This window comes from Curtobacterium sp. RIT-PI-V, from assembly GCF_025642935.1.
In the GTDB taxonomy this organism is placed as follows: domain Bacteria; phylum Actinomycetota; class Actinomycetes; order Actinomycetales; family Microbacteriaceae; genus Curtobacterium.
The window spans coordinates 38,942-63,007 of the sequence record NZ_JANZKM010000008.1 but is presented as its reverse complement, the minus strand read 5'-3'; the positions used below and the strand labels follow the sequence as shown (position 1 = coordinate 63,007).

Genomic DNA, 24,066 nt, shown 5'->3' with positions numbered 1-24,066 from the left:
GCCTCCCGGTCCGCCCGTGGCGTGGCTAGGAAGCGAGCCGCTGGGCCTGGGTGACCGCCCACAGTCCGACGGCGCTCGCCGCGGCGATGTTGAGCGAGTCGACACCGTGCGCCATCGGGATCCGCACCGTGGTGTCGGCCGACGCGATCGCGGCGGGCGTCAGCCCCTGCCCCTCGGTGCCCATGACGAGCGCGACCTTGCCCGGGACGTCCCGCGCGAACTCGGCGAGGTCGACCGACTCGTCGGTGAGCGCCATCGCGGCGAGGTGGAAACCCTGCGCGCGCAGTTCCTCGCCCGCTGCCGGCCACTCGCCGATCCGGGTCCACGGGATCTGCAGGACCGTGCCCATGCTCACCCGGACGCTCCGGCGGTACAGCGGGTCGGCGCAGCGCGGGCTGACGAGGACCGCGTCCGCGCCCAGGCCGGCGACGCTGCGGAAGACAGCACCGACGTTCGTGTGGTCGACGATGTCCTCGAGCACGACGACGAGCTTCGCGTCCCGCACCACCTCGGCGACCGTCGGCAGCTCGGGGCGCTGCACGGCGGCGATCGCGCCACGGTGCATGCGGAAGCCGGTGAGCTCCTCGAGCAGCGCGTCCGGGCCGACGAAGACCGGACCGTCGTGGTCGGCGACCAGGGGCAGCACGCTGGCGAGCCACTTCTCCTGCACCAGGATGCTCCGAGGGGTGTGCCCGGCACGGACCGCGCGCTCGATGACCGTGTTCGACTCGGCGATGTACAGGCCGCCCTCCGGTTCGCTCACCCGGCGGAGCGCCACGTCGGTCAGACGGGCGAAGTCGTCGAGGCGGGGGTCGTCGAGGGAGTCGATGCGGACGGGGTGCACGGGGCTCGTTTCGGTGTCGTTCGTGGGCGCCGGCCGGTGTCGTGGCTGGCGTGCCGGCCGGTGTCGTGGCCGGCGTGCCGGCCGGTGTCGCTGCTGGCGTGCCGGCCGGTGTCGCTGCTGGCGTGCCAGCCGGTGTCGCTGCTGGCGTGCCAGCCGGTGTCGCTGCTGGCGTGCCGGCCGGGAAGCGACCGGGACGGTCGGCTGTTGAGGGTACCGTGAACAGGGTGCTGGATGATGCTGCGTCGACGAGCGGACCGACCACCGGGACTCCGACCGGTCTGCCGACGGCAGCGGACCTCGACCGCGTGCTCGAGGTGCTCGCCGGCAAGCGCGTCGCCGTGCTCTCCGGCGCCGGCCTGAGCACCGACTCCGGCATCCCCGACTACCGCGGCGCCGGGCGGATCGTGCGCAAGCCGATGACCTTCCAGGAGTTCCGTGCCGACGCCGCCAAACGGCAGCGGTACTGGGCGGGCTCGCACCTCGGCTGGCGGAGCTTCGCCGCCGCCCGACCGAACGAGGGGCACCGGGCGCTCGCCGCCCTCGAGCACGCCGGTGTCGTCACGGGCGTCATCACGCAGAACGTCGACGGCCTGCACCTGCGCGCCGGGTCCCGTCGCGTGGTCGAGATCCACGGGTCGATGGACCGCGCCCTCTGCCTGACGTGCGGGCAGGTGTTCTCCCGTGCCGACCTCGCCACGACCATCGACCGTGCCAACCCGTGGATCGACGAGCCCGGCTCGGTGCAGCTACAGCCCGACGGCGACGTCGAGATCACCGACGTCGAGCGCTTCGTGGTGCCGGACTGCTCGGTGTGCGGCGGGATGCTCAAGCCCGACGTCGTCTTCTTCGGCGAGTTCGTGCCCACCGAGAAGTTCCACGAGGCGGTGTCGATCGTCGCCGACGCCGAGGCGCTGCTCGTGGTGGGGTCGTCGCTCACGGTGAACTCCGGCGTGCGGCTCGTCGACCACGCTGCCCGCCGCAAGAACCCGGTGGTCATCGTGAACCGCGGTGCGACCCGCAGCGACCGCCGCGCCGCCGTGAAGCTCGACGGCGGGACGACCGAGACGCTGGTGCACCTGGCCGAGCGGCTCGGCGGGCCTCGCCTTCTGGGATGATCGACGGGTGACGACGCTCCTGTACCTGGTCCGGCACGGTGAGACCGACTGGAACGCGCAGCGCCGCATCCAGGGTTCCACCGACATCCCGCTCAACGACACCGGGCGGCGACAGGCCGCCGAGGCCGCCGAACTCCTCACCCGCCGGCAGTTCGACGCGGTCGTCGCCTCGCCGCTGTCCCGCGCCGCCGAGACCGGGGCGATCATCGCCGACCGGCTCGGGCTCGCGGCGCCGGTGCCGTACGCCGGGCTGGCCGAACGCTCCTACGGCGAAGCCGAGGGGCTCACCGACACCGAGGTCACGGCGAAGTACCCGCACGACGACATCCCGGGCCGCGAGTCCCGGTCCGCGCTGCTCGCCCGCATCACCGAGACACTCGGTGAGATCGCGGTGCGCTTCGACGGCGGGGTCGTGGTCGTCGCCACCCACGGCGCGGTGATCCGGAGCGTGGTGAACGAGGCGGCACCCGGCACCGCCGACCGGCACGCCACCCCGATCCGCAACGGCTCGATCCACTCGTTCCGCTGGGACCCCGAACGCTTCCACGCGGAGCTCGTCCGGTTCGACGACCCGATCGACGACGTCTCGGACGGGCCCGGGCGGTACGCGTTCGACTACCAGAACCCCCTGGAACGCCGGGGCTGACGAGCGCCCTGCGCGGACGGGCGCCGAGCGGCTCCCGCACCACGCTGCGGGGACGGGGCGCCGAGCGGCTCCCGCACCACGGTGCGCGGACGGCGCGCCGAGCGGCTCCCGCACCACGCTGTGCGGACGGGGCGCCGAGCGGCTCCCGCACCACGGTGCGCGGACGGCGCGGCCGTCCTGCGACTAGGCTCCGACGCACCCGAACCAGGGGGCGACATGGTGACCGACGGAACCGACCCGGGTGGCTGGCAAGCCACTGACCGGCAGGACGACGACCTCGACCGTGCCTTCGGCCCCGAGACCGCCAGCGTGCAGACCCGCACGATGGGGCAGCGGGCCCGCACCTGGTTGCTCATCGGCGGCGGCACCGTCGTCGTCGCCGGTGTGATCGCCCTCGTGCTCGGCACCATCATCGGCAGCGTGCAGACCGGCGTCGGGGGCGCGTTCCCCCGCCCGGACCTGGCACTCGACCGCCTCGACGACCGGCTCGCCGACGTGCCGGGTGTCACCGAGGTCCTCCACCACCCGGCCGAGAAGACGGGCTTCGCGAGCTACGACGCCATCGCGACGATCACGGCCGACCCGTCCCTCGACGCCGCCGCGCGCACCGTCCTGGTCGAGACGCTGAGCCGCGCGACCGAATCGGCGGGCGGCAACGGCGTCCGGGTCGTCGCGATCGCCGACCTCGGCGCCATCGAGGTGGGCGTGTCCGACTCACGGTCGGTGACCGCGAAGCGCCTGGTGCTGGCGGACACCCTCGACCGCATCGGTGGGGTCACGGCCGTCCGCTGCTCGTGGGAGCGCGGTGGCACGCCCTCGGACCGCGCCGCCGACCAGGCCATCGTCGTCCGCACCCCTGGGCGTGGGGCCGCCGTCCCGCCGATCGTGGCGCGGGTGACCGAGGAGACGCACAAGGTGTTCCCCGGGGCGAGCGTCGAGGTCATCGCGCCGAAGTAGCGGTCGGCTGGTCGAATGCCCGACACTGAACGACGAATCCGATGTCGTACGACGTCGACGATGTCGTATCGCATCGACCGACGCGCCGCCGCGCCGCTCCCCGCTACCGCGCGCGCCGGTCGGCCACGGCCCGCTCGACCGCCCGCACGACCTGCTCCGCCGAGTCCTGCCACCGGAACCGCGCGGCCCGCTCGACCGACTGCGCTGAGGCCTCGTCCCACCGCTCCTCGACCCGCCGCACCGCAGCCGCGACCGCCGACGGAGACGCCGGGTCGAAGTACTCGGCTGCATCGCCACCGATCTCGCGGAAGATCGGGATGTCGCTCACCACGACCGGGGTCCCGACGCCCATCGCCTCGACCAGCGGGATGCCGAAGCCCTCGTCGTACGACGCCGTCGCCAGGGCCGTGGCGGATCGGAGGACCGACAGGTACTCCTCGTCGGTCGCACCGTCGTGGAACACGATCGAGCCGGCCGGCGCGAGCCCCTCGATCCGTGCGCGGTCGGCCCCGGACACGCGTGACATGCAGTGCAGGGTCCAGTCCGCCCCGAGCAGCGGCAGCGCGGCCGCCAGCGTCTCGACGTTCTTGTACGGCATGAACGACCCCATGTAGACGAGCGAGCGCTCCCGTGGCGCACCGGCCACGCGCGGCGACGCCGGGTCGGCAGCGTTGTACGCCACTGTCACCGGACGCTTCGTCAGCCGGTGCTCGGCGATGAGTCCCGCGGTGGTCTCGGACACCGTGACCACCCCGTCGGCTCCGTTCAGCAGGACACGCTGCGGCACCCACGACAGGTGGAACGCGCGCCACCCGAGCCGGAGCGGCCACGAGAACTCGCGCGGGGGTGTCCGGTTCCGGTAGTAGATCAGGTCGTGCAGGGTGAGCACGAGCGCGTAGTCGCGCCCCCGCGATCCCATGGTCTGCATCGGTGAGAACACCGCGTCGAGTCCGAGCCGGTTCACCCGCCGTGCGACGAGCGGCTCCCCCGCGTCGGTCGGCGCCGGCAGCAGTTCCCACGGCAGGTCGCGCGGCAGGGACTCGAGCTGGCGCTCGTCGTGGACGAGCAGCACGACGTCGTGCCGGTCGGGCAGGTTCCGGGCGACCCCGGCGGTGAACCGGCTGATGCCGTCGTGGCGGCCGATCCGGACGTAGCGGCAGTCGAGGCCGATGCGCAGGCGCGTCACGCGTCGGTCTCCTTCGCGTCGCTCGTCGTCGAGTCGTCCGATTTCGGCGCGCTCGCCTTCGGCGCGGTCGCCTTCGTCGCGGTCGCGGTCGCGTTCGCCGCGGTCGTCCGGGAGGCCCGTCCCGCCCCCGACGGTCGGCTCGCCTTGGTGCCGCGGCCCCGTCCAGAGCGCGCGGCGGTGTCCGCCATCCGGCGCAGCACCGCGGCGGCGGCCGGTGCCGGTGTCTCGTAGTGCACCAGGTGCCCGACCCCGGGGATGACCACGAGTTCGGCATCGCGCAGGCGGGCTGCCAGGGCGCGCTGCTCGGGGACGGCCGTGATGTCGTCGTGCTCGGCGGCGATCATCAGCACCGGCACGTCGATGCGGTCCGCGTACTCGGACACGTCGTGGGTGACCGAGGTCCGGAACGCCTCGAGCACGCTCGTGCGGTTCGCGAAGGCCGAGAAGTACCGGTCGTGCTGGTCGTGCACCCAGCGGCGCATCCCGCGGTCGTGCGACTTGAGCATCGCGATGCTCATCACCCGCACGATGGCGGCGTTCCGCAGGATCCCGAGCCCGATCGGTCTCGGCAGCACCGCGCCGGCCTTGTAGTAGCCGATCGCGATCCCGGTGCCCACCGCGCGGGGCCCCTGCAGCGCCGGGGCGGCGATCGGGTTCACGAGGACGAGCAGCCGGGTGTCGAGCCCGGCGGCGACGGTGGCGGACACCACGATCGACCCGAACGAGTGGCCGAGGACGACGGCGTCGCGGCGGAGCCCGAGCGCCTCGTGGAACGCACGCAGCCAGCCGACGTACGACTCGATGTCCGACACCGGCAACGGATCGGACACGCCGAAGCCGGGCAGGTCGGGGACGATCACGCGGACGTCCTGCAGGTGCGCGGCGATCGTCTCGAGGCCGTGGTGGTCCCCGCGGAAGCCGTGAACCGCCAGGACGGTCTGCGTCGCGTCGGACGGCCCGTACTCCCAGTAGTGCGTGGTGCGGCCGTCGACCTGCACGGCCCGGTGGACCACCGGTGTGGCGGCCATGAGCGACTGGTACGGGGAGAGCACGGGCGGTTGCATCGGCGCCAGTCTACGAAGACAACCGCACGAAACCCCGGACACCCGCAGCATCGCGCGCCTATCGTGTCCGGGGCGGGCCGTCGACCGGCCCGTCGATGACGACGAGGAGCACGGTGACCTTCACAGCCCCGATCCAGCTGCCCGGCCTGACGCTCGACCCGCAGTGGTACAAGCGCTCGGTCTTCTACGAGTGCATGATCCGCTCGTTCGTCGATTCGAACGGCGACGGGATCGGTGACCTGCAGGGTGTGATCGGCAAGCTCGACTACCTGCAGTGGCTCGGCGTCGACGCCCTGTGGCTGCCGCCGTTCTTCCAGTCGCCGATGCGCGACGGCGGGTACGACATCGCCGACTACAAGGCGATCCTGCCGGAGTTCGGTACGCTCGACGACTTCCGCGAGCTCGTCACGAAGTCGCACGAGCGCAACATGCGCATCGTCATCGACATGGTGATCAACCACACCAGCGACCAGCACGAGTGGTTCCAGCAGTCCCGCGAGGACCCCGACGGCCCCTTCGGTGACTTCTACGTCTGGCGGGACACCGACGAGGAGTACCCGAACATCCGGGTCATCTTCGTCGACACCGAGGAGTCGAACTGGACGTTCGACCCGGTCCGTCGGCAGTTCTTCTTCCACCGGTTCTTCTCGCACCAGCCCGACCTGAACTTCGAGAACCCCGCGGTGGTCGAGGCCGTGTACGACGTCGTGCGGCACTGGCTCGACCTCGGTGTCGACGGACTGCGGCTCGACGCGATCCCGTACCTGTTCGAGTCGGAAGAGGGCAACGGCGAGGGCGAGCCGGAGACCCACGAGTTCATCAAGAAGATGCGCGCGATGGTGGACGACGAGTACCCCGGCCGTGTCCTGCTCGCCGAGGCGAACCAGTGGCCGCGCGAGACCGCCGCCTTCTTCGGCACCGACGAGGAGCCGGAGTGCCACATGGCGTTCGACTTCCCGGTGATGCCCCGCATCTTCTACTCGCTCCGTGCCCAGCACGCCAAGGAGCTGTCCGCGATCCTGTCGGAGACGCTCGACGTGCCGTCCGCGGCAGCCTGGGGCGTGTTCCTCCGCAACCACGACGAGCTCACGCTCGAGATGGTCAGCGAGGAGTACCGGCAGGCCATGTACGGCTGGTACGGCTACGACCCCCGGATGCGCTCGAACATCGGCATCCGGCGCCGGCTCGCTCCCCTGCTCGACAACTCGCGTGCCGAACTCGAACTCATCCACGCGCTGCTGTTCTCGCTGCCGGGCTCGCCGTTCCTGTACTACGGCGACGAGATCGGTATGGGCGACAACATCTGGCTGCCCGACCGCGACTCGTCCCGCACGCCGATGCAGTGGACCCCCGACCGCAACGCCGGGTTCTCCACGGCAGACCCGGGCAAGCTGTACCTGCCCGTGGTGCAGTCACTCGTGTACAACTACGCGCAGGTCAACGTCGAGGCGCAGCTCGCCCAGTCCCGCTCCCTGCTGCACTGGGTGCGCAACGTCATCCACGTGCGGAAGGCCCACCCGGTGTTCGGGCTCGGGACCCTGCACGTGCAGGAGACCTCGAACGAGTCGGTGCTCGCGTTCGTGCGCTCGTGGGAGGGCTCCGGGCAGCAGTTCGGGCCGTCGGCGGAGGACGTCCTGTGCGTGTTCTCGTTCGCCACGAACCCGACGTCGGTCACGGTGTCGGCTCCCGAGTTCGCCGGTCGGCCGCTCTACGACCTGTTCGGCGGCGGTTCGTTCCCCGCGTTCGACGAGGACGGCACCGTCACGCTGACCCTCGGGACGCAGTCGTTCTACTGGCTGCACGTCGGCGCGCCGGTCGGGTAGCACCGGTCGTGTCGGTGCGTCCCGTTAGCCTGACCGCGTGACGTTCCCCACAGCACAGCTGGATCCGACAGCACAGCTCGACACGCCCGCCCCGGCGCAGGACCTCTCCGGACGCCCCTGGTGGCACGCCCTCGGCGTCTTCGACCTCGAGACCACCGGTGTCGACGTCGAGACGGCACGGATCGTCACGGCGCACGTCGGCCTCATCGACATGACGGGTGCCTCCATCGCCGAGGGCGCGTGGATCGCCGACCCGGGCATCGCGATCCCCGAGGGCGCCGCGGCCGTGCACGGCTACACCACCGAGCGCGCCCAGGCCGAGGGGCGTCCCGCGGCCGAGGTCGTCGCCGAGATCATCGCCGCGATCGAAGCGGTGTTCGCCCGCGGCATCCCGCTGGTGATCTACAACGCCCCGTACGACCTGACGGTCCTCGACCGCGAGGCAAAGCGGCACGGGTTCGCCTCCCCCGTCATCGGCAACGTCGTCGACCCGCTCGTGATCGACAAGGCCCTCGACACCTTCCGCAAGGGCAAGCGCACGCTCGAGGCGGCGTCCGAGCTGTACGGCGTCACCCTCGACGACGCGCACGACGCCGGTGCCGACGCCATCGCGGCCGGTCGGGTCGCCCAGGCCATCGCCGGCAAGTACCAGGACGAGCTCGGCATCTCGGCAGAGGAACTCCACCGCAAGCAGGTCGGGTGGTGCGCCGAGCAGGCGACCTCGTTCCAGGAGTACATGCGCAAGAAGCGCGACCCGTCCTTCACCGCCGACGGTCGCTGGCCGCACCGCAACGGCGCCTGACCCGCGCACCGCTCGCACGACGCAGAACGGGCGGTCCTCCCGAAGGAGGACCGCCCGTTCTGCTGTTGCCGAAGGACTACTTGGAGAAGCCCTTGAAGCGCTGGTTGAACTTCTCGACGCGACCGGCCGAGTCGAGGATGCGCTGCTTGCCCGTGTAGAACGGGTGCGAAGCGGACGAGATCTCGACGTCGATCACCGGGTAGGTGGCACCGTCGAGCTCGATCGTCTTGTCGCTGTTCGCGGTCGAACGCGTCAGGAAGGTCTCACCGGAGGCCAGGTCACGGAAGACGATGGCGCGGTACTCGGGGTGGGTGTCGGTCTTCATGGAGTTTCCTCGATAGCGGTAGCGGTGGTGGGATTGCGCGAGATGCGCGGGAAGTCATCGGCTTGCGCCAGCCGTCAACGTTACCAGACGGACGGCGCGATCGCAGCGCTAGGACGCGCGCGCCGTGTACCGACCGGCGTCCTTCGTGACGGACAGCGCGATGCCGAACGCCTCGGTCAGGGTCTGGTCGGTCAGGACCTCGTCGATGGGCCCGGCGGCCTGCACGTGGCCGTCGGCGAGCACCAGCGCGTGGGTGAACCCGGCGGGGATCTCCTCGACGTGGTGGGTGACGATCACGATGGCCGGCGAGTCGGCGCTCTGGGCGTAGCCGCCGAGGGTGCGGACGAGGCTCTCACGGGCACCGAGGTCGAGCGAGGCGGCCGGTTCGTCCAGGAACAGGATCTCCGGGTCGGTCATGACGGCACGGGCGATCTGGACGCGCTTCTGTTCGCCGTCGCTCAGCTCGCCGAAGGTGCGGTCGGTGAACGACCCCAGGCCCCACTCCTCGAGCACGCGCTGGGCACGGCGGACGTCGAGCTCCTCGTACTCCTCGTTCCAGCGACCCGTGACCGAGTACGCGGCCGTCAGCACGACGTCGATGACCTTCTCGGTCACCGGGATGCGACGGGCCAGGGCGGTCGACGCGAAGCCGATGCGCGGGCGGAGCTCGAACAGGTCGGCGCCGCCCAGCTCGGTGCCGAGCACCTCGACGTCACCCGAGGTCGGGAACGTCTGGGCACCGGCGACCTGCAGCAGCGTGGTCTTGCCGGCGCCGTTCGCGCCGAGCACGACCCAGCGTTCGTCGTCCTGCACCCCCCACGAGATCGAGTCGAGGATGGTGGCCCCGTTGCGGACCACGGAGACGTCTGACAAGCGCACGACCGAGGGCATGCGACCAGCCTACGGGTTCCGGCCGAGCACCTCGTCGTAGACCTGCCGTGTCCTCGTCGCGATCGCGTCCCAGGTGAACTCGGACTCGACGCGCAGGCGTCCGGCGCGGCCCATGAGCTTCGCGAGCCCCTCGTCGGCGAGCACCTCGCCCAGGGTCGCGGCCAGGTCCGCCACGTACTTCTCGGGGTCGGTCGGGGTGCCGGTGCCGTCCTGCGCCTGGTCGATCGGCACGATGCGACCGGTGAAGCCGTCCGCGACGACCTCGGGGATGCCCCCGGTGCCGGTCCCGACGACGGGGATGCCGCACGCCATGGCCTCGAGGTTCACGATGCCGAGCGGTTCGTAGATCGACGGGCACACGAACACGGTGCCCGAGGACAGCACGTTCACGATCTCCTCGTGCGCGAGCATCCGGTCGATCCACACGACGCCCGCGCGCTGCTCGCGCAGGCCCTCGACCAGCCCGGTGACCTCGGCGAGGATCTCCGGGGTGTCCGGGGCGCCGGCGCACAGCACGATCTGGACGTCCTCGGGGAGCGACGCCACGGCGCGGAGCAGGTAGGGCAGGCCCTTCTGCCGGGTGATGCGACCGACGAACACGACACTGGGGCGCGACGGGTCGATGCCGAGGGCGCGGACGGCGTCCTCGTCGACCTGCGGCTTCCAGGCGTCGATGTCGATGCCGTTGTAGACGACGTGCACCTTGGCCGGGTCGATCGACGGGTACGAGCGCAGGATGTCGGCGCGCATGGCCTTCGACACCGCGATCACACCGTCGGCGTTCTCGAACGCCTCGCGTTCCATCCAGCTCGACAGGCGGTAGCCACCGCCGAGCTGCTCGGCCTTCCACGGGCGGAGCGGCTCGAGGCTGTGCGCCGTGACGACGTGGGGGATCCCGTAGGTCAACTGCGCGATCCGGCCCGCCGAGTTCGCGTACCAGGTGTGCGAGTGCACGAGGTCGGCGCCCTCGACGTCGGCGGCGATGGCCACGTCGGTGCCGAGCGCCTGCAGTGCACCGTTCGCCTGCTCGAGGCCGGCCGGCGTGCGGTACCCCCAGACGTCGGCTTCGTCGCGGAAGGCCCCGAAGGCCCGGACCCGGACGTCGGTGTCCGTCCCCGACCGCAACGCAGCAGTCAGTTCGGCCACGTGGACACCCGCACCGCCGTAGACCTCCGGCGGATACTCCCTGGTCAGTAGATCGACTCGCACGGGTTCAACGTAACCGGTTCCCAGTGCTGACGCCTACTGTGAGCGGCATGGCACCAAAGAAGGTCTTCGGCATCGTGCTCGCTGGCGGCGAGGGGAAGCGGCTCATGCCGCTCACGGCCGACCGGGCGAAGCCCGCAGTCCCGTTCGGCGGGAACTTCCGTCTCATCGACTTCGCGCTGTCGAACCTGGTGAACTCCGGTCTGCAGAAGATCGTCGTCCTCACCCAGTACAAGTCGCACAGTCTCGACCGGCACGTCGCCGAGACCTGGCGCATGGAGGGCCTGCTCGGGTCCTACGTGGCGTCGGTCCCCGCGCAGCAGCGACTCGGCAAGCGCTGGTTCGCCGGGTCGGCCGACGCGATCCTGCAGTCGCTCAACCTGCTCCGCGACGAGCGCCCCGACATCGTCGTCGTCGTGGGCGCCGACCACGTGTACCGGATGGACTTCCACCAGATGGTCGAGGCGCACATCGCCTCGGGCCGCAGTGCCACCGTCGCGGCGATCCGTCAGCCCATCGAGCTCGCCGACCAGTTCGGCGTCATCCAGGTGGACGCCGACGACCCGACGAAGATCGATGCCTTCCTCGAGAAGCCGAAGGACCCGGTCGGGCTCGCCGACTCCCCCGGCGAAGTCCTGGCCTCGATGGGCAACTACGTGTTCAACGCGGACGCCCTCGTCGACGCGGTGCTCCGCGACGGCCAGGTCGAGTCGTCCGCGCACGACATGGGCGGTGACATCGTCCCCGACTTCGTGGACCGCGGCGACGCCGGTGTCTACGACCTGCAGCGCAACGAGGTCCCCGGGTCCACCGACCGCGACAAGTACTACTGGCGCGACGTGGGGACGATCGACTCGTTCTTCGACGCGCACATGGACCTCATCGCCCCGGTGCCGGTGTTCAACCTGTACAACCAGGACTGGCCGATCTTCAACCAGCAGACCAACCTGCCCCCGGCGAAGTTCGTGCGGGACGCCAACGGCAACACCGGCTCGACGGTCGACTCGCTCGTGTCGCTCGGCTGCCTGGTGTCGGGCGCGCAGGTCGAACGCAGCATGATCGGCCCGTGGTGCGGGATCGACTCCGGCGCGAAGGTCCTCGACTCGATCGTCTTCGAGCGGGCGACGATCGGCGCCGGTTCGGTCGTGAACCGGGCGATCCTGGACAAGGACGTCGTCATCGCGCCGGGTGCGCAGGTCGGCATCGACCGTGAGGCCGACGAGGCCCGCGGCTTCACCGTGACCGAGTCGGGCATCACCGTGGTCGGCAAGGGCGTCCGCGTCGACGCGTAGGACGACCCAGGAAACCGGTCAGGAGGCACGGCTCGCGTCACGGACGCGAGTCGTGCCTCCGTCTGTCGGTACCGTTGGTCCGTGCCCCGCTTCCTCGTCGTCCTCGATGCCGATTCCACCCTCCTCGAGGACGAGGTGATCGAACTCCTCGCCGACACCGCCGGGACCCGACCACAGGTCGAGGCGATCACGGAGCGCGCCATGCGCGGGGAGATCGACTTCGCCGAGAGCCTCCGGGAGCGTGTCGCGACCCTGGCGGGCCTCCCGGTCGACGTCTTCCGACGCGCACAGCGAGCGGTCCGCGTGACGCGGGGGGCCGACCAACTCGTCCGCGGCGTGCACGCCGCCGGGGGGACCGTCGGTGTCGTGTCCGGCGGGTTCCACGAGGTCCTCGACCCGTTCGCCGAGCAGCTCGGTCTCGACCACTGCCGGGCGAACCGGCTCGAGGTGACCGACGGCGTGCTGACCGGACGTGTGCTCGGCGACGTCGTGGACGCGCACGCCAAGGCCGTCGCCCTGCGGGAGTGGGCCGAGGCCGACGGCGTCGACGCCGTCCGCACCGTCGCGATCGGTGACGGGGCGAACGACCTCGAGATGATGCGCGTCGCCGCCCTGTCGGTGGCGTTCGACGCGAAGCCGCGCGTGCGGGAGCAGGCGGACGTCGCCGTCGTGGACCGCGACCTGTCCGCCGTGCTCGCGACGCTCGGACTGCGCGGCTGACGCTCCGCTCCTCGCAGCCGAGTCTCGCGCACGGCGACACTTCTCGGCCCGCGCGGCCCGAGCAGTGTCGCTCAGGCCGAGACTCCGGCCGGGCCGGGCGGGCCGGGCGGGCTGGCTAGTGGCCCATCCCGAGGCCACCGTCGACCGGGATGATCGCGCCGGAGACGTAGCCGGCCCCGTCGCTCGCCAGGAACAGCGTGGCGTCGGCGACGTCGTCGACGGTCCCGTAGCGAGCCGCCGGGATCGCCTTCTTGAACTCGGCCTGCAGTTCGTCGGACAGCGCAGCCGTCATGTCGGTCTGGATGAACCCGGGCGCGACGACGTTGGCGGTGATGCCGCGCGAGCCGAGCTCACGGGTGATCGAGCGGGCCATGCCGACCAGGGCGGCCTTCGAGGACGCGTAGTTGACCTGGCCGATCTGGCCGTAGGCGCCGACGACGCTCGACATGAGCACGATGCGGCCGAACTTCGCCTTCATCATGCCCTTGGTGGCACGCTTCACGACCCGGAACGTGCCGGTCAGGTTGGTGTCGACGACACTCGTGAAGTCGTCCTCGGACATGCGGAGCAGCAGCTGGTCGTTCGTGATGCCGGCGTTCGCCACGAGCACCTCGATCGGACCGAGCTCGGCTTCGACCTGCGTGAAGGCCGCGTCCACCGAGGCCGTGTCGGTGATGTCGGCCTGCACGGTGAGGGCCCCTTCGGGTCCGCCCTGTCCGCTGCGCGACGTGACCGCGACGCGGTGCCCGGCGGCGACGAAACGCTCGGCGAGGGCGTGGCCGATGCCGCGGTTGCCGCCGGTGATCAGGACGGTACGGGGGGTGCTCATGGTCGCTCCGTTCGGTGGTGGTGTGCGGTCGTGTGGTGCCGACGGGTCGGCGGACACGCCCGGACGAGCGTAGCGGAGCCAGCACCGCAGCCCGTTCGCGCGCGGCGCACCCACGATCGGCCCCGGAGGCTTAGGCTGGACCACGGGTAGACGGAGACCATCTGTATGAAGAGCACGCACACCAGCATCACCACGCTCCCGGATTCGCCGGAGCTGGACCGGGCGCACCGCCTGTCCCGCTACGTGTGGCAGATGGCGATCCGCGTCGTGCTCTTCGTCGTGGCCGTGCTCGTCTACTCCATCTGGCACTCCTGGATCGCCGTCGTGCCGATCGTCCTCGCCGCGGTGATCCCCTGGGTCGCCGTCATCGTCGCGAACGCCGGCAGCCGGACCGAGAGCGACATGATCTCGCCCGCCGGTGCCATGCAGCTCTACGACGCGGTCGACCCGGGCCTCCGCGAGCAGCAGGAAGAGGACCGCGCCCAGGCCTACCGCGACGAGCAGGACCGCCTCCGGCAGCAGGCGCAGCACGCACAGGACGAGTGGCAGCGCAACGGCGACCGCTCGAAGATGTGGGGACACCGCTGATGGGCGCGACCTTCGACCTGCACACCGAACCGGGCTCGACCCCCGTCTGCTCCCGGGCCGGCTGCTCCAACACGGCAGCGTGGCGGGTGAACTGGCGCAATCCCCGGATCCACTCCGCCGACCGCGTGAAGATCTGGGCCGCGTGCGAAGAGCACCGCGACTTCCTCGCCGACTACCTGCGGTCCCGTACCTTCCCGGTGCGCGTCACCGGCATGCACGAGGACGTCGACCGGCTCGACGACGAACGCGATCCGGCATCGTCGCCGAAGAACGACGTCGGGGTGCGCTCCACCGGCACCGGTCGATGACCGACGGCTTCGACCCGCACTCCCGGTACGGCCGGAAGCACGCTGCCAAGCTGCAGCGCGCCGCCGACCACGCACGGCGATCCGCACCGGACGACGAACGCCCCGCCCAGGACCCGGACGAGCCCTTCGTCGGCTGGCACTTCGTCCGCAGTCGCCGCTGGCTCGGGTACTTCGCGATCGCCGTGGCCTTCGCGATCGTCTGCGCCCTGTTCGGCATGTGGCAGTGGGACCGCCGCAACGAAGCTGTGCGCCAGAACGAGCAGGTCGCCCAGAACTACGACCACACCCCGGTCCCCCTCGACCAGGCGCTGCCGACGGCATCGAGCTGGCAGGACGAGCAGGAGTGGCTCCGCGTCTCCGTGACCGGCCGCTACGACGTCGACGCACAGCTGCTCGTCCGCAACCGCGTGCACAACGGCCAGCCCGGCTTCGAGGTCCTCACCCCCCTGGTCACCGACGACGGCCGCGCGTTCATCGTGGACCGCGGCTGGGTCCCCACCGGCAACGCGCAGGACGCCCCCGACCACGTGCCCGCTCCCCCGTCGGGCGAGGTCACGGCGATCGTCCGCCTGCAGCAGAGCGAACCGCGGATCCCCGGCCGCACCGACCCCGCGCACACCGACCAGGTGCAGTCGGTCACGCTGGCGGACGTCGCGAAGAAGGTCGACACCCCCATCTGGACCGGCGCGTACGGCGAGCTCGCCTCCGAGTCCCCCGCCCCGACCGAGGCGCGCCCGCTCGGCTGGGAGCGCCCCACTGCCGACACGGGCCTGCACCTGAGCTACTTCATCCAGTGGTTCCTGTTCGCGGCCGGCGGCTTCGGGTTCCTGGCGTACGTGATGGTGCAGGAGTACCGGAACCTCAACCAGGACGACCCGGAGGAACGCGAGCGCGCCCAGGAGCGGCAGCGCCGCAAGGACGCCAAGCCGAAGACCGACGCGGAGATCGAGGACGACCTGATCGCGTCCCGCCGCTGACGCGCTGCACCGGGCCGCTCGCCGCACGCGTGCCGCCGAGCGGTCAGGAACCGTCGCCCGTCGACGCCGGTGACGACACGTGGTGACCACTCGGAGGACGCGAGCGGGTTGCCTTGACCGACGGCACAGCAGACGGGAGGCCCGTGGCGGCGTCGCCACGGGCCTCCCGTCCGTCCTCCGGTCACGTCGACCACCGCACGCCACCCGGCCGCTGGTCACGACGCGCTCGCACGCGTGCCGCCGAGCGGTCACGAACCGTCGCTCGCCGGCGACGGTGACGACACATGGTGACCACTCGGCGAACCTGAGCGGGGTGTCGTGACCGCCCGCTAGGCGAGCTCGATGAGCTCCGCGTAGTCCTTGTTCCAGTGGTCCTCGGTGCCGTCCGGCAGCAACAGCACGCGCTCGGGGTTGAGCGCCTCGACAGCACCGGCGTCGTGGGACACCAGGACGACCGCACCCTCGAACCCGGCCAGGGCGTTCAGGATCTCCTCGCGCGACGCCGGGTCCAGGTTGTTCGTCGGTTCGTCGAGCAGCAGCACGTTCGCGCCCGAGACGACGATCATCGCGAGCGACAGACGCGTCTTCTCACCACCGGACAGGACCCCGGCCTTCTTGTAGCCGTCGTCCCCGGTGAACAGGAACGACCCGAGCACGCGACGGGCCTCGGTCTCGTTGAGGTCGGTCGACGCCGACACCATGTTCTCGATCACGGTGCGGTTGACGTCGATGTTCTCGTGCTCCTGCGCGTAGTACCCGATGCGCAGACCGTGGCCGGGCTGGATCTCCCCGGTGTCCGGCTGGTCGGCGCCCGCGAGGATCCGGAGCAGCGTCGTCTTGCCGGCACCGTTGAAGCCGAGGATGACCACCCGCGAACCGCGGTCGATCGCCAGGTCGACACCCGCGAAGATCTCGAGCGACCCGTAGGACTTCGACAGTCCCTCGGCCATGAGCGGCGTCCGGCCGCACGGAGCTGGCGTCGGGAAGCGGATCTTCGCGACCCGGTCGGCCACGCGCTCGTCCTCGAGACCCGCGAGCAGCTTGTCGGCACGCGCGACCATCTGGTGCGCTGCGGCGGCCTTCGAGGCCTTCGCACCGAACCGAGCGGCCTGGTCCTTCAACGTCGCGGCCTTCTTCTCGGCGCCGGCGCGCTCCTTGCGGCGACGCTCTTCGTCTGCGACACGCTGCCGCTGGTACAGCTTCCAGCCCATGTTGTAGATGTCGATGGTCTGGCGGTTGGCGTCGAGGTAGAACACGCGGTTGACGACCTCGTCCACGAGTTCGACGTCGTGGGAGATGATGATGACGCCACCGGGGTAGGTCTTCAGGTGCTCGCGCAGCCACACGACCGAGTCGGCGTCGAGGTGGTTCGTGGGCTCGTCGAGGATCATCGTCTCGGCGTCCGAGAACAGGATCCGCGCGAGCTCGATGCGACGACGCTGCCCGCCGGAGAGCGTCTTGAGCTGCTGGTCGAGGATGCGGTCCGGCAGCTTCAGGTTCGACGCGATCGAGGCAGCCTCGGCCTCGGCCGCGTAGCCGCCGAGCGCGTTGAACTGGTCGTCGAGTCGGCTGTACCGGCGCATCGCCTTCTCGGCGACGGCCGTGTCCTCGCTCGCCATGTCGAGCGTGGCGAGGCGGATGCCCTCCACGAGCTCACCGAGACCGCGGGCGTCGAGGATGCGCTTGCGCGCGGTCTCCTCCGGATCGCCGGAACGCGGGTCCTGCGGCAGGTAGCCGATCTCACCACCGCGCTCGATCTTGCCGCCGGTGGGCTGCGTCTCACCCGCGAGGGCCTTGGTCATCGTCGTCTTCCCCGCGCCGTTGCGGCCGACGAGTCCGATCTTGTCACCCTTCTCGACACGGAAGGACACGTCTTCCATGAGGAGACGAGCTCCGACGCGGATCTCGAGTTCGTGCACGGCAAGCACAGTGGACGTCCAATCAGTTGGTGGGTTTGCACAACGACGTGTGCGTGAGGTGCACCGCTACGCTGACGGGACCGATGGTTCCGAACGGGACCAGCAGTCCATTCTAGGAGAATCCATGACGAACGCCACCGGGTTCGCTCCCCGCGCAGTCCTCGCCGACCGTCTGCGGACGCACGGGCTGGCCACGAACGCCGCCCTCGTCGCCGGCGGAGCCCTGTTCACCGCCGCGATGGCACAGCTCGAGGTCCCGATGTGGCCGGTTCCGATCACCGGGCAGACGCTCGCCGTCGTGCTCGTCGGCGCGACCCTGGGTGCCCGCCGCGGCATGCTCTCGCTGCTCGTCTACGCCGTCGCCGGCCTCGCGGGTGCACCGTTCTTCGCCGACATGACCGGCGGCCTGCAGGCCCTGGCCGTGCCGAGCTTCGGCTACGTCATCGGGTTCATCCCCGCCGCGGGCGTCGTCGGCTGGCTCGCCCGCCGCAACTGGGACCGTCACTTCGGGCGCGCCGCGGTGGCGATGCTGCTCGCGAGCGCCATCCCGTTCGTGACCGGCCTGCCGTACCTGGCGGTCGTGCTCGGGCAGCTCGGCGCACCCAACGACCTGCAGTCGGTGCTCGCCGCCGGCCTGTACCCGTTCATCGTCGGTGGAATCGCGAAGGCGCTCATCGCCGCGGGCATCGTGCCGCTCGCGTGGAAGGCGCTCGGCCGCCGCTGACCCGTCGCACGACAACGGCCCCGCACCGATCGGTGCGGGGCCGTTCTGCGTCCGATGCGCGGCCGGGCTGCCCGTGCGCGGCCGGGCTGCCGGTGCGGTCCGTGCGGCTCGCCGAGTCGCAGGACACGCCGCCTGCGGGGCGCGTCGTTCGGTCACGACTCCCCGTCGCCTGGAGACCGAGTGGTCGCGATCAGCCGCCTGGAGCGCGGTCAGCCGACAGAACGTGACCAGTCGGCGGACGCAAGCGGGCGGTCGCGACCGCTCGGCGGCGCGCCCCGCGCGTGGCGCCACCACGGACAGACGGGAGGCCCGGTGCCAGCTGGCACCGGGCCTCCCGTCTGCGGTGTGGTCGCGACTAGATCGCGAACCCGAGCGCGCGCATCATCTCGCGCCCGTCGTCGGTGATCCGCTCCGGACCCCACGGCGGCATCCAGACCCAGTTGATGCGGAAGGCGTCCACGATGCCGTCGAGGGCGTTCGCGGTGTCGCCCTCGATGACGTCGGTGAGCGGGCAGCCGGCACTGGTCAGCGTCATGCTGATCACGAGCGCCGAGGCCTCGTCGTCCCAGGCCAGGTCGTAGATCAGGCCGAGGTCGACGATGTTGACGCCGAGCTCCGGGTCCTGGACCTCTTTCAGACCCTCGACGACCTCGTCGAACTTCTCCGGGGCGAGTGCCGTGATCATCAGGCCTGCGCCTCAGCGGCGGACGCGGCCGCAGCCTGCACGTAGCGGTCGTAGCCCTCGTTCTCGAGGCGGTCGGCGAGTTCCGGGCCACCCTGCTCGGCGACCTTGCCCGCGACGAACACGTGCACGAAGTCCGGCTTGATGTAGCGCAGGATGCGCGTGTAGTGCGTGATGAGCAGCACGCCCAGGCCGGTCGCGGCCTTGGCGCGGTTCACGCCCTCGGACACGATCTTCAGCGCGTCGACGTCGAGGCCGGAGTCGGTCTCGTCGAGCACGGCGAAGCGGGGCTTCAGGAGCTCGAGCTGCATGATCTCGTGGCGCTTCTTCTCGCCACCGGAGAAGCCCTCGTTGACGTTGCGCTCGGCGAACGACGAGTCCATCTTGAGGTCGGCCATCGACTGGCGGAGCTCCTTGATCCAACCGCGCAGGGCCGGGGCCTCGCCGTCGATCGCCGTCTTGGCGGTGCGGAGGAAGTTCGACACCGTCACGCCGGGAATCTCGACCGGGTACTGCATCGCCAGGAACATGCCGGCACGGGCGCGCTCGTCGACGCTCATCGCGAGGACGTCCTCGCCGTCGAGGGTGATCGACCCACCGACGACGTTGTACCGGGGGTGACCGGCGATCGTGTACGCCAGCGTGGACTTGCCGGAGCCGTTCGGCCCCATGATCGCGTGGATTTCGCCCTCGTTGATCGTGAGGTCGACACCCTTGAGGATCTCCTTGGTGCCCTGATCGGTGTCGATCGAGACCTGGAGGTCGCGGATTTCCAGAGTGGACATTGCGTGGGTTCCTTCGGTTTTCTGTCGTGTCGCGGACGGGCCGCGGAAAGTGTGGGGGCCGGGCGGCGGTGTCAGTCGACGGGGACGGGGTCGTGCACGTCGACGTAGACGTCGCCCTCGCGCACCTCGACCCGGAACACCGGGACGGGTTCGTACGCCGGGAAGTTCTGCGGCTTCCCCGTGGCGAGCGAGAAGCGGGAGCCGTGGGCCCAGCACTCGAGCGTGTCGCCCTCGATGAACCCCTCGGCCAGCGAGATGTCCCCGTGGGTGCAGGTGTCGCCGATGGCGTGCACGGTGCCGGACGAGTCCTTCACGATGGCCACCGCGGTGCCGTCGACGACGGCGCGCATCGGGCTGTCCACCGCGATCTCGGACTCCGCGCAGACCTTCGTGGGCATCAGGCGTCGGCCTCCGCCGGCGCGACGATCACCGAGCGGCCCTCGGCGAGCTCCTGCTCGACCGCGGCGATGAGTCGTTCCTCGAGCTCGGGCGCACCGATCTTCTGGATGACCTCGACCAGGAAGCCGAGCACGACGAGCCGACGCGCTTCTTCCTCGGGGATGCCGCGGGCCTGCAGGTAGAACAGCTGCTCGTCATCGAAGCGACCGGTCGCACTCGCGTGGCCGGCACCCTCGATGTTGCCCGTCTCGATCTCGAGGTTCGGGATGCTGTCCGCACGGGTGCCGTCGGTCAGCACGAGGTTGCGGTTCTGCTCGTACGAGTCGGTGCCGTCACCGGCGCGACCGATGAGCACGTCACCGATCCACACGGTGTGCGCGCCCTTGCCCTGCAGCGCACCCTTGTAGTTGACCCGACCGCGCGTGTTCGGCGCGTCGTGGTTCACGTAGACCTGCTGCTCGATGTACTGACCGGCGTCGGCGAAGTACACGCCGTACATCTCGGTGTCGGCGCCCTGCGCACCGAGGTGCGTCGAGGGGTTGACCCGGATGACGTCGCCGCCGAGCGAGACCACGACGTGCTTCAGGAAGGCGTCGCGGCCGACCTCGGCGAAGTGCGTCGAGACGTGCACCGCGTCGTCGTCCCAGTCCTGCAGGCTGACGACGGTCAGGCGCGCTCCGTCCTGCACGACGATCTCGATGTTCTCGCTGAGCAGCGCGCTGCCGCGGTTGTCGAGCACGACGATGCCCTGGGCGTGCGGCTCGGCCGTGATGACCGTGTGCGCCGCGCGGGGCTGCGTGCCGAAGTCGGAACGCGTGATGGTGATGAACTCGTGCGCCTCGGTCGCCGTGACGGTGACGGCGAGGACGGCGTCGCGCGCCGTCCACGCAGCGGCCGCTGCACGGTCCTCGGGCAGACCAGCGGACCCGACGCGGGGGTCGTCGCTGCGACCCCACTCAACGTCGGCACCGTCGGACTGGCGGGCGAGGAACCGGTAGGCGGATCCGTCGAGACCGCCGTCGAGGAGCGGCTGGAGCTTCGCCAGGGGCGCGAACTTCCAGTTGACCTCTCGGCCGGTGACGGTCGGAAACGCCTCGAGGTCGCCGGACTGGAACCGCTCGGAGCGGGTCTGGACCGGGATCTTCTTGTCCGGGGCGTCCCAGCCGCCGTCGGAGTGGGCTCCGGCGCCGTGCTGTTCGGCACCCTGGGCGGGTGCCGCGGGCTCGATCGGCTGGTCGATGTGGGGAGGGGTGGTGCTGGACATCTAGCCGACGGATCCTTCCATGCTCATCTCGATGAGCTTGTTGAGTTCGAGCGCGTACTCCATCGGGAGCTCGCGGGCGATCGGCTCGATGAAGCCACGGACGATCATCGCCATCGCTTCGTCCTCGGCCATGCCGCGGGACATCAGGTAGAAGAGCTGCTCCTCGCTCACGCGCGAGACCGTGGCCTCGTGCCCGAGCTGGACGTCGTCGACGCGGATGTCGATCGCCGGGTACGTGTCACTCCGGCTGATCGTGTCGACGAGCAACGCGTCACACCGCACGGTGTTCGCTGCGTGGTGGGCCGCCGGGTCGACCCGGACCTCGCCGCGGTAGCCCGCACGACCGCCGCCACGGGCGATCGACTTCGAGACGATCGACGACGTCGTGTACGGCGCCATGTGGATCATCTTCGCGCCGGCGTCCTGGTGCTGGCCGGGGCCGGCGAACGCGACGGACAGGGTCTCGCCCTTGGCGTGCTCACCGGCGAGGTAGATCGACGGGTACTTCATCGTCACCTTGGAGCCGATGTTGCCGTCGATCCACTCCATCGTGGCGCCCTCGTGCGCGATCGCACGCTTGGTCACGAGGTTGTAGACGTTGTTCGACCAGTTCTGGATCGTCGTGTAGCGAACGCGGGCGTTCTTCTTCACGATGATCTCGACGACGGCCGAGTGCAGCGAGTCCGACTTGTAGATCGGGGCGGTGCAGCCCTCGATGTAGTGGACGTAGGAGTCCTCGTCCGCGATGATCAGCGTCCGCTCGAACTGACCCATGTTCTCGGTGTTGATCCGGAAGTAGGCCTGGAGCGGGATCTCGACGTGGACGCCCTTGGGGACGTAGACGAACGAGCCGCCCGACCACACGGCGGTGTTCAGCGCGGCGAACTTGTTGTCGCCGGCCGGGATCACGGTGCCGAAGTACTCCTGGAAGAGCTCGGGGTGCTCGCGGAGCGCGGTGTCGGTGTCCATGAAGATGACACCCTGCTGCTCCAGGTCCTCGCGGATCTGGTGGTACACGACCTCGGACTCGTACTGCGCGGCGACACCGGCGACGAGTCGCTGGCGCTCGGCCTCGGGGATGCCGAGCTTCTCGTAGGTCGCGCGGATGTCCTCGGGGAGGTCCTCCCACGACTGCGCCTGCTTCTCGGTCGAGCGCACGAAGTACTTGATGTTGTCGAAGTCGATGCCCGTCAGGTCGGCACCCCACGTCGGCATCGGCTTGCGGCCGAAGAGCTGCAGGCCCTTGAGCCGGTTCTTGAGCATCCACTCGGGCTCGTGCTTGAGGTTCGAGATGTCGGTGACGACCTCGTCCGAGACCCCACGGCGGGCCGAGGCCCCGGCCGAGTCGGAGTCGGACCAGCCGAACTCGTATTGCCCGAGCCCTTCGAGCTCGGGACGGTCGATGAGCACGTCGGACATGGTCTCCTCGTTTCCTTCTCGCGGGGCAGCGTCTTCAGGTGTGAACCCGTGGCGTCTGGACGCCATTCCACCGCAGACCGCCGACAGGCGGACACGGTGCTGCTCCCTCGCAACGACAATGGTTCCACGCAGTCCCTGGATCGATCGGCGATCTCGGCCCATTCGGAGCCGGCGCCTGCCTAGACTTGACTGCTGCTGAACCCTCGAATCCTACAGGTTCACTGCACGGAACAACAGGAAGGCACCACCCTCGTGACTCGCGTCGGACCCCCCGTCGACCAGGATCTCCGGACCGCACGGTGGTGGTCGCTCCCCCGGGTCGTCGACCGCCGGGTCATCGCGCTGGCGTGGGCCTCGTTCGTGGTCGAGGTGGTGTTGATCGGCACCGGCGGTCTCGTCCGCCTGACCGCGTCGGGCCTCGGATGCCCCACCTGGCCCAAGTGCACGGCCGATTCGCTGGTCTCGACACCCGAGATGGGCATCCACGGGATCATCGAGTTCGGCAACCGACTGCTCACCTTCGTGCTCGTCATCGTGGCGATCGCGATGTTCCTGGCGGTCGTCCGGATGCTCCGCACGCGCCCCGAACTCTTCTGGCTCGCGTTCGCTCAGGGCGTCGCGATCCCGGTCCAGGCCGTCATCGGTGGGCTCAGCGTGCTCACGAACCTCAACCCGTTCGTCGTCGGGCTGCACTTCGTCGTGTCCGCCGCCCTGACATCGGTCACCGCGGCCCTGGTCTACCGGACGATGCACGGGCCCCGCACCCGCCACCGCCTCGTGCCCGGCTGGTACACCGGCGTCGTCCGCGGCACCGTCGCCGCCGTCGTGGTCACCGTGCTCGTCGGCATCCTGACGACCGGCAGTGGCCCGCACGCCGGCGCCGACGAAGCGGTCGACGGCGGGATGCTGCACCGCACGGGCTTCGACCCCGCGGTCATGGAACACGTGCACGCCTGGCCCGCGTACGCCCTGTTCGCGCTGACCCTCGTGCTCGTCGTCGGCGCCGTCCGGCTCCGGATCTCGAGCAAGTGGGCGCTGTTGCTGCTCGTCGTCGAGTTCCTGCAGATCGCCGTCGGCCTGACCCAGGCCCGCACCGGTCTGCCCGTCGGGCTGGTGGGCACGCACATGGTGCTCGCCGGACTGCTCGTCGGGGCCACCACGGCGGTCGTGCTCGCCACGCGCGCCAGCGCCGGTCGCGAAGCCGTGCGCGAACCACTCGACGCAGCCTGACGCCCGGGCGCGTCGCGCGCGCGACACCGGTTCTGCGACACCCCACGAGTCGATCGACTCGTGGGGTGTCG

The 24,066-nt window shown here is 70.4% G+C and carries 25 protein-coding genes; 12 read left to right on the top strand and 13 right to left on the bottom strand.

The genetic code is table 11. From position 1 onward, the window contains the following. Nucleotides 1-25: 25 nt before the first annotated feature. On the bottom strand, nucleotides 26-844 hold the full coding sequence (locus OGL88_RS07355) for a TrmH family RNA methyltransferase (protein ID WP_263090881.1): 819 nt from the start codon (nucleotides 842-844) through the stop codon (nucleotides 26-28). Nucleotides 845-1,068: 224 nt separating this feature from the next. Here OGL88_RS07355 and OGL88_RS07350 point away from each other — a divergent pair, with 224 nt between their 5' ends. The 3 genes from OGL88_RS07350 to OGL88_RS07340 all read left to right on the top strand — a co-directional run bounded on the left by OGL88_RS07350 (nucleotide 1,069) and on the right by OGL88_RS07340 (nucleotide 3,562). Beyond that, on the top strand, nucleotides 1,069-1,959 hold the full coding sequence (locus OGL88_RS07350; protein WP_374114432.1) for a Sir2 family NAD-dependent protein deacetylase: 891 nt from the start codon (nucleotides 1,069-1,071) through the stop codon (nucleotides 1,957-1,959). A gap of 7 nt (nucleotides 1,960-1,966) precedes the next feature. Beyond that, nucleotides 1,967-2,605 carry a histidine phosphatase family protein gene (locus OGL88_RS07345; protein ID WP_263090880.1) on the top strand — a complete coding sequence of 213 codons (639 nt, stop codon included), beginning with the start codon at nucleotides 1,967-1,969 and terminating at the stop codon, nucleotides 2,603-2,605. Nucleotides 2,606-2,821: 216 nt separating this feature from the next. Then, nucleotides 2,822-3,562, top strand: a complete 741-nt coding sequence (locus OGL88_RS07340; RefSeq protein ID WP_263090879.1) for a hypothetical protein — start codon at nucleotides 2,822-2,824, stop codon at nucleotides 3,560-3,562. A 103-nt stretch (nucleotides 3,563-3,665) separates the two neighbouring features. Here the strand turns inward: OGL88_RS07340 and OGL88_RS07335 are convergent, their stop codons facing one another. Then, the gene (locus OGL88_RS07335; protein WP_263090929.1) at nucleotides 3,666-4,739 is read right to left on the bottom strand and encodes a glycosyltransferase family 4 protein; all 1,074 of its coding nucleotides are present in this window, start codon (nucleotides 4,737-4,739) and stop codon (nucleotides 3,666-3,668) included. 5 nt (nucleotides 4,740-4,744) lie between these two features. After that, nucleotides 4,745-5,812, bottom strand: a complete 1,068-nt coding sequence (locus OGL88_RS07330) for an alpha/beta fold hydrolase (protein WP_308202608.1) — start codon at nucleotides 5,810-5,812, stop codon at nucleotides 4,745-4,747. A gap of 113 nt (nucleotides 5,813-5,925) precedes the next feature. On the opposite strand from OGL88_RS07330, the gene treS reads away from it, so the two are divergent. Together treS and OGL88_RS07320 are read left to right on the top strand one after the other, a co-directional pair. Beyond that, on the top strand, nucleotides 5,926-7,635 hold the full coding sequence (gene treS, locus OGL88_RS07325) for a maltose alpha-D-glucosyltransferase (RefSeq protein ID WP_111084171.1): 1,710 nt from the start codon (nucleotides 5,926-5,928) through the stop codon (nucleotides 7,633-7,635). Nucleotides 7,636-7,693: 58 nt separating this feature from the next. Beyond that, nucleotides 7,694-8,437, top strand: coding sequence for a 3'-5' exonuclease (locus OGL88_RS07320; protein WP_123339893.1), 744 nt, complete (start codon nucleotides 7,694-7,696; stop codon nucleotides 8,435-8,437). Between the two features lie 76 nt (nucleotides 8,438-8,513). Here OGL88_RS07320 and OGL88_RS07315 read toward each other — a convergent pair whose 3' ends face one another. The 3 genes from OGL88_RS07315 to glgA all read right to left on the bottom strand — a co-directional run bounded on the left by OGL88_RS07315 (nucleotide 8,514) and on the right by glgA (nucleotide 10,862). Next, nucleotides 8,514-8,762: a type B 50S ribosomal protein L31 gene (locus OGL88_RS07315; RefSeq protein ID WP_017887280.1), complete on the bottom strand. Its 249-nt coding sequence runs from the start codon at nucleotides 8,760-8,762 to the stop codon at nucleotides 8,514-8,516. A gap of 108 nt (nucleotides 8,763-8,870) precedes the next feature. Further along, complete coding sequence (locus OGL88_RS07310; RefSeq protein WP_111083979.1) at nucleotides 8,871-9,653, bottom strand: ABC transporter ATP-binding protein; 783 nt, start codon at nucleotides 9,651-9,653, stop codon at nucleotides 8,871-8,873. 9 nt (nucleotides 9,654-9,662) lie between these two features. After that, nucleotides 9,663-10,862 carry a glycogen synthase gene (gene glgA, locus OGL88_RS07305; protein ID WP_263090873.1) on the bottom strand — a complete coding sequence of 400 codons (1,200 nt, stop codon included), beginning with the start codon at nucleotides 10,860-10,862 and terminating at the stop codon, nucleotides 9,663-9,665. 47 nt (nucleotides 10,863-10,909) lie between these two features. On the opposite strand from glgA, the gene glgC reads away from it, so the two are divergent. After that, entirely contained in the window at nucleotides 10,910-12,151 is a 1,242-nt protein-coding gene (glgC, locus tag OGL88_RS07300) for a glucose-1-phosphate adenylyltransferase (RefSeq protein WP_263090871.1), read from the top strand. Between the two features lie 81 nt (nucleotides 12,152-12,232). Next, nucleotides 12,233-12,871, top strand: a complete 639-nt coding sequence (gene serB, locus OGL88_RS07295) for a phosphoserine phosphatase SerB (protein ID WP_263090870.1) — start codon at nucleotides 12,233-12,235, stop codon at nucleotides 12,869-12,871. A 115-nt stretch (nucleotides 12,872-12,986) separates the two neighbouring features. On the opposite strand, the gene fabG is transcribed toward serB, so the two are convergent. Further along, nucleotides 12,987-13,700 carry a 3-oxoacyl-ACP reductase FabG gene (gene fabG / locus OGL88_RS07290; RefSeq protein ID WP_027465673.1) on the bottom strand — a complete coding sequence of 238 codons (714 nt, stop codon included), beginning with the start codon at nucleotides 13,698-13,700 and terminating at the stop codon, nucleotides 12,987-12,989. A 165-nt stretch (nucleotides 13,701-13,865) separates the two neighbouring features. On the opposite strand from fabG, the gene OGL88_RS07285 reads away from it, so the two are divergent. The 3 genes from OGL88_RS07285 to OGL88_RS07275 are packed head-to-tail and all read left to right on the top strand — an operon-like array spanning nucleotide 13,866 to nucleotide 15,573. Then, entirely contained in the window at nucleotides 13,866-14,288 is a 423-nt protein-coding gene (locus tag OGL88_RS07285) for a DUF3099 domain-containing protein (RefSeq protein ID WP_123312561.1), read from the top strand. Beyond that, entirely contained in the window at nucleotides 14,288-14,596 is a 309-nt protein-coding gene (locus OGL88_RS07280; RefSeq protein WP_374114431.1) for a hypothetical protein, read from the top strand. The genes OGL88_RS07285 and OGL88_RS07280 overlap by 1 nt, the downstream gene beginning before the upstream one ends. Then, nucleotides 14,593-15,573, top strand: a complete 981-nt coding sequence (locus tag OGL88_RS07275; protein ID WP_263090866.1) for an SURF1 family cytochrome oxidase biogenesis protein — start codon at nucleotides 14,593-14,595, stop codon at nucleotides 15,571-15,573. Before OGL88_RS07280 ends, OGL88_RS07275 begins: the two co-directional genes overlap by 4 nt. A 329-nt stretch (nucleotides 15,574-15,902) precedes the next feature. On the opposite strand, the gene OGL88_RS07270 is transcribed toward OGL88_RS07275, so the two are convergent. Further along, complete coding sequence (locus tag OGL88_RS07270; protein WP_263090865.1) at nucleotides 15,903-17,501, bottom strand: ABC-F family ATP-binding cassette domain-containing protein; 1,599 nt, start codon at nucleotides 17,499-17,501, stop codon at nucleotides 15,903-15,905. A gap of 115 nt (nucleotides 17,502-17,616) precedes the next feature. On the opposite strand from OGL88_RS07270, the gene OGL88_RS07265 reads away from it, so the two are divergent. Then, the gene (locus OGL88_RS07265) at nucleotides 17,617-18,216 is read left to right on the top strand and encodes a biotin transporter BioY (RefSeq protein ID WP_123294377.1); all 600 of its coding nucleotides are present in this window, start codon (nucleotides 17,617-17,619) and stop codon (nucleotides 18,214-18,216) included. A gap of 355 nt (nucleotides 18,217-18,571) precedes the next feature. Here OGL88_RS07265 and OGL88_RS07260 read toward each other — a convergent pair whose 3' ends face one another. The 5 genes from OGL88_RS07260 to sufB all read right to left on the bottom strand — a co-directional run bounded on the left by OGL88_RS07260 (nucleotide 18,572) and on the right by sufB (nucleotide 22,765). Next, the gene (locus tag OGL88_RS07260) at nucleotides 18,572-18,901 is read right to left on the bottom strand and encodes a metal-sulfur cluster assembly factor (protein WP_263090863.1); all 330 of its coding nucleotides are present in this window, start codon (nucleotides 18,899-18,901) and stop codon (nucleotides 18,572-18,574) included. Beyond that, nucleotides 18,901-19,683: a Fe-S cluster assembly ATPase SufC gene (gene sufC / locus OGL88_RS07255; protein ID WP_111083971.1), complete on the bottom strand. Its 783-nt coding sequence runs from the start codon at nucleotides 19,681-19,683 to the stop codon at nucleotides 18,901-18,903. Before sufC ends, OGL88_RS07260 begins: the two co-directional genes overlap by 1 nt. A 71-nt stretch (nucleotides 19,684-19,754) precedes the next feature. Next, nucleotides 19,755-20,081: a non-heme iron oxygenase ferredoxin subunit gene (locus OGL88_RS07250; protein ID WP_111083970.1), complete on the bottom strand. Its 327-nt coding sequence runs from the start codon at nucleotides 20,079-20,081 to the stop codon at nucleotides 19,755-19,757. After that, the gene (gene sufD, locus OGL88_RS07245) at nucleotides 20,081-21,346 is read right to left on the bottom strand and encodes a Fe-S cluster assembly protein SufD (protein ID WP_263090862.1); all 1,266 of its coding nucleotides are present in this window, start codon (nucleotides 21,344-21,346) and stop codon (nucleotides 20,081-20,083) included. Before sufD ends, OGL88_RS07250 begins: the two co-directional genes overlap by 1 nt. Continuing rightward, complete coding sequence (gene sufB / locus OGL88_RS07240; protein WP_111083968.1) at nucleotides 21,347-22,765, bottom strand: Fe-S cluster assembly protein SufB; 1,419 nt, start codon at nucleotides 22,763-22,765, stop codon at nucleotides 21,347-21,349. It lies immediately after the preceding gene. Nucleotides 22,766-23,017: 252 nt separating this feature from the next. On the opposite strand from sufB, the gene OGL88_RS07235 reads away from it, so the two are divergent. After that, nucleotides 23,018-23,995 (top strand): COX15/CtaA family protein, encoded by a 978-nt coding sequence (locus OGL88_RS07235; protein WP_263090860.1) that lies wholly within the window; start codon nucleotides 23,018-23,020, stop codon nucleotides 23,993-23,995. Nucleotides 23,996-24,066 lie beyond the last annotated feature (71 nt).

Coding starts and splice junctions, on each gene's coding strand:
- OGL88_RS07340 (WP_263090879.1), top strand. CDS start 2,822: ATGGTGACCGACGGAACCGACCCGGGTGGCTGGCAAGCCACTGACCGG.
- OGL88_RS07330 (WP_308202608.1), bottom strand. CDS start 5,812: ATGCAACCGCCCGTGCTCTCCCCGTACCAGTCGCTCATGGCCGCCACA.
- OGL88_RS07315 (WP_017887280.1), bottom strand. CDS start 8,762: ATGAAGACCGACACCCACCCCGAGTACCGCGCCATCGTCTTCCGTGAC.
- OGL88_RS07310 (WP_111083979.1), bottom strand. CDS start 9,653: ATGCCCTCGGTCGTGCGCTTGTCAGACGTCTCCGTGGTCCGCAACGGG.
- glgC (WP_263090871.1), top strand. CDS start 10,910: ATGGCACCAAAGAAGGTCTTCGGCATCGTGCTCGCTGGCGGCGAGGGG.
- fabG (WP_027465673.1), bottom strand. CDS start 13,700: ATGAGCACCCCCCGTACCGTCCTGATCACCGGCGGCAACCGCGGCATC.
- OGL88_RS07285 (WP_123312561.1), top strand. CDS start 13,866: ATGAAGAGCACGCACACCAGCATCACCACGCTCCCGGATTCGCCGGAG.
- OGL88_RS07280 (WP_374114431.1), top strand. CDS start 14,288: ATGGGCGCGACCTTCGACCTGCACACCGAACCGGGCTCGACCCCCGTC.
- OGL88_RS07275 (WP_263090866.1), top strand. CDS start 14,593: ATGACCGACGGCTTCGACCCGCACTCCCGGTACGGCCGGAAGCACGCT.
- OGL88_RS07265 (WP_123294377.1), top strand. CDS start 17,617: ATGACGAACGCCACCGGGTTCGCTCCCCGCGCAGTCCTCGCCGACCGT.
- OGL88_RS07260 (WP_263090863.1), bottom strand. CDS start 18,901: ATGATCACGGCACTCGCCCCGGAGAAGTTCGACGAGGTCGTCGAGGGT.
- sufC (WP_111083971.1), bottom strand. CDS start 19,683: ATGTCCACTCTGGAAATCCGCGACCTCCAGGTCTCGATCGACACCGAT.
- OGL88_RS07250 (WP_111083970.1), bottom strand. CDS start 20,081: ATGCCCACGAAGGTCTGCGCGGAGTCCGAGATCGCGGTGGACAGCCCG.
- sufD (WP_263090862.1), bottom strand. CDS start 21,346: ATGTCCAGCACCACCCCTCCCCACATCGACCAGCCGATCGAGCCCGCG.
- sufB (WP_111083968.1), bottom strand. CDS start 22,765: ATGTCCGACGTGCTCATCGACCGTCCCGAGCTCGAAGGGCTCGGGCAA.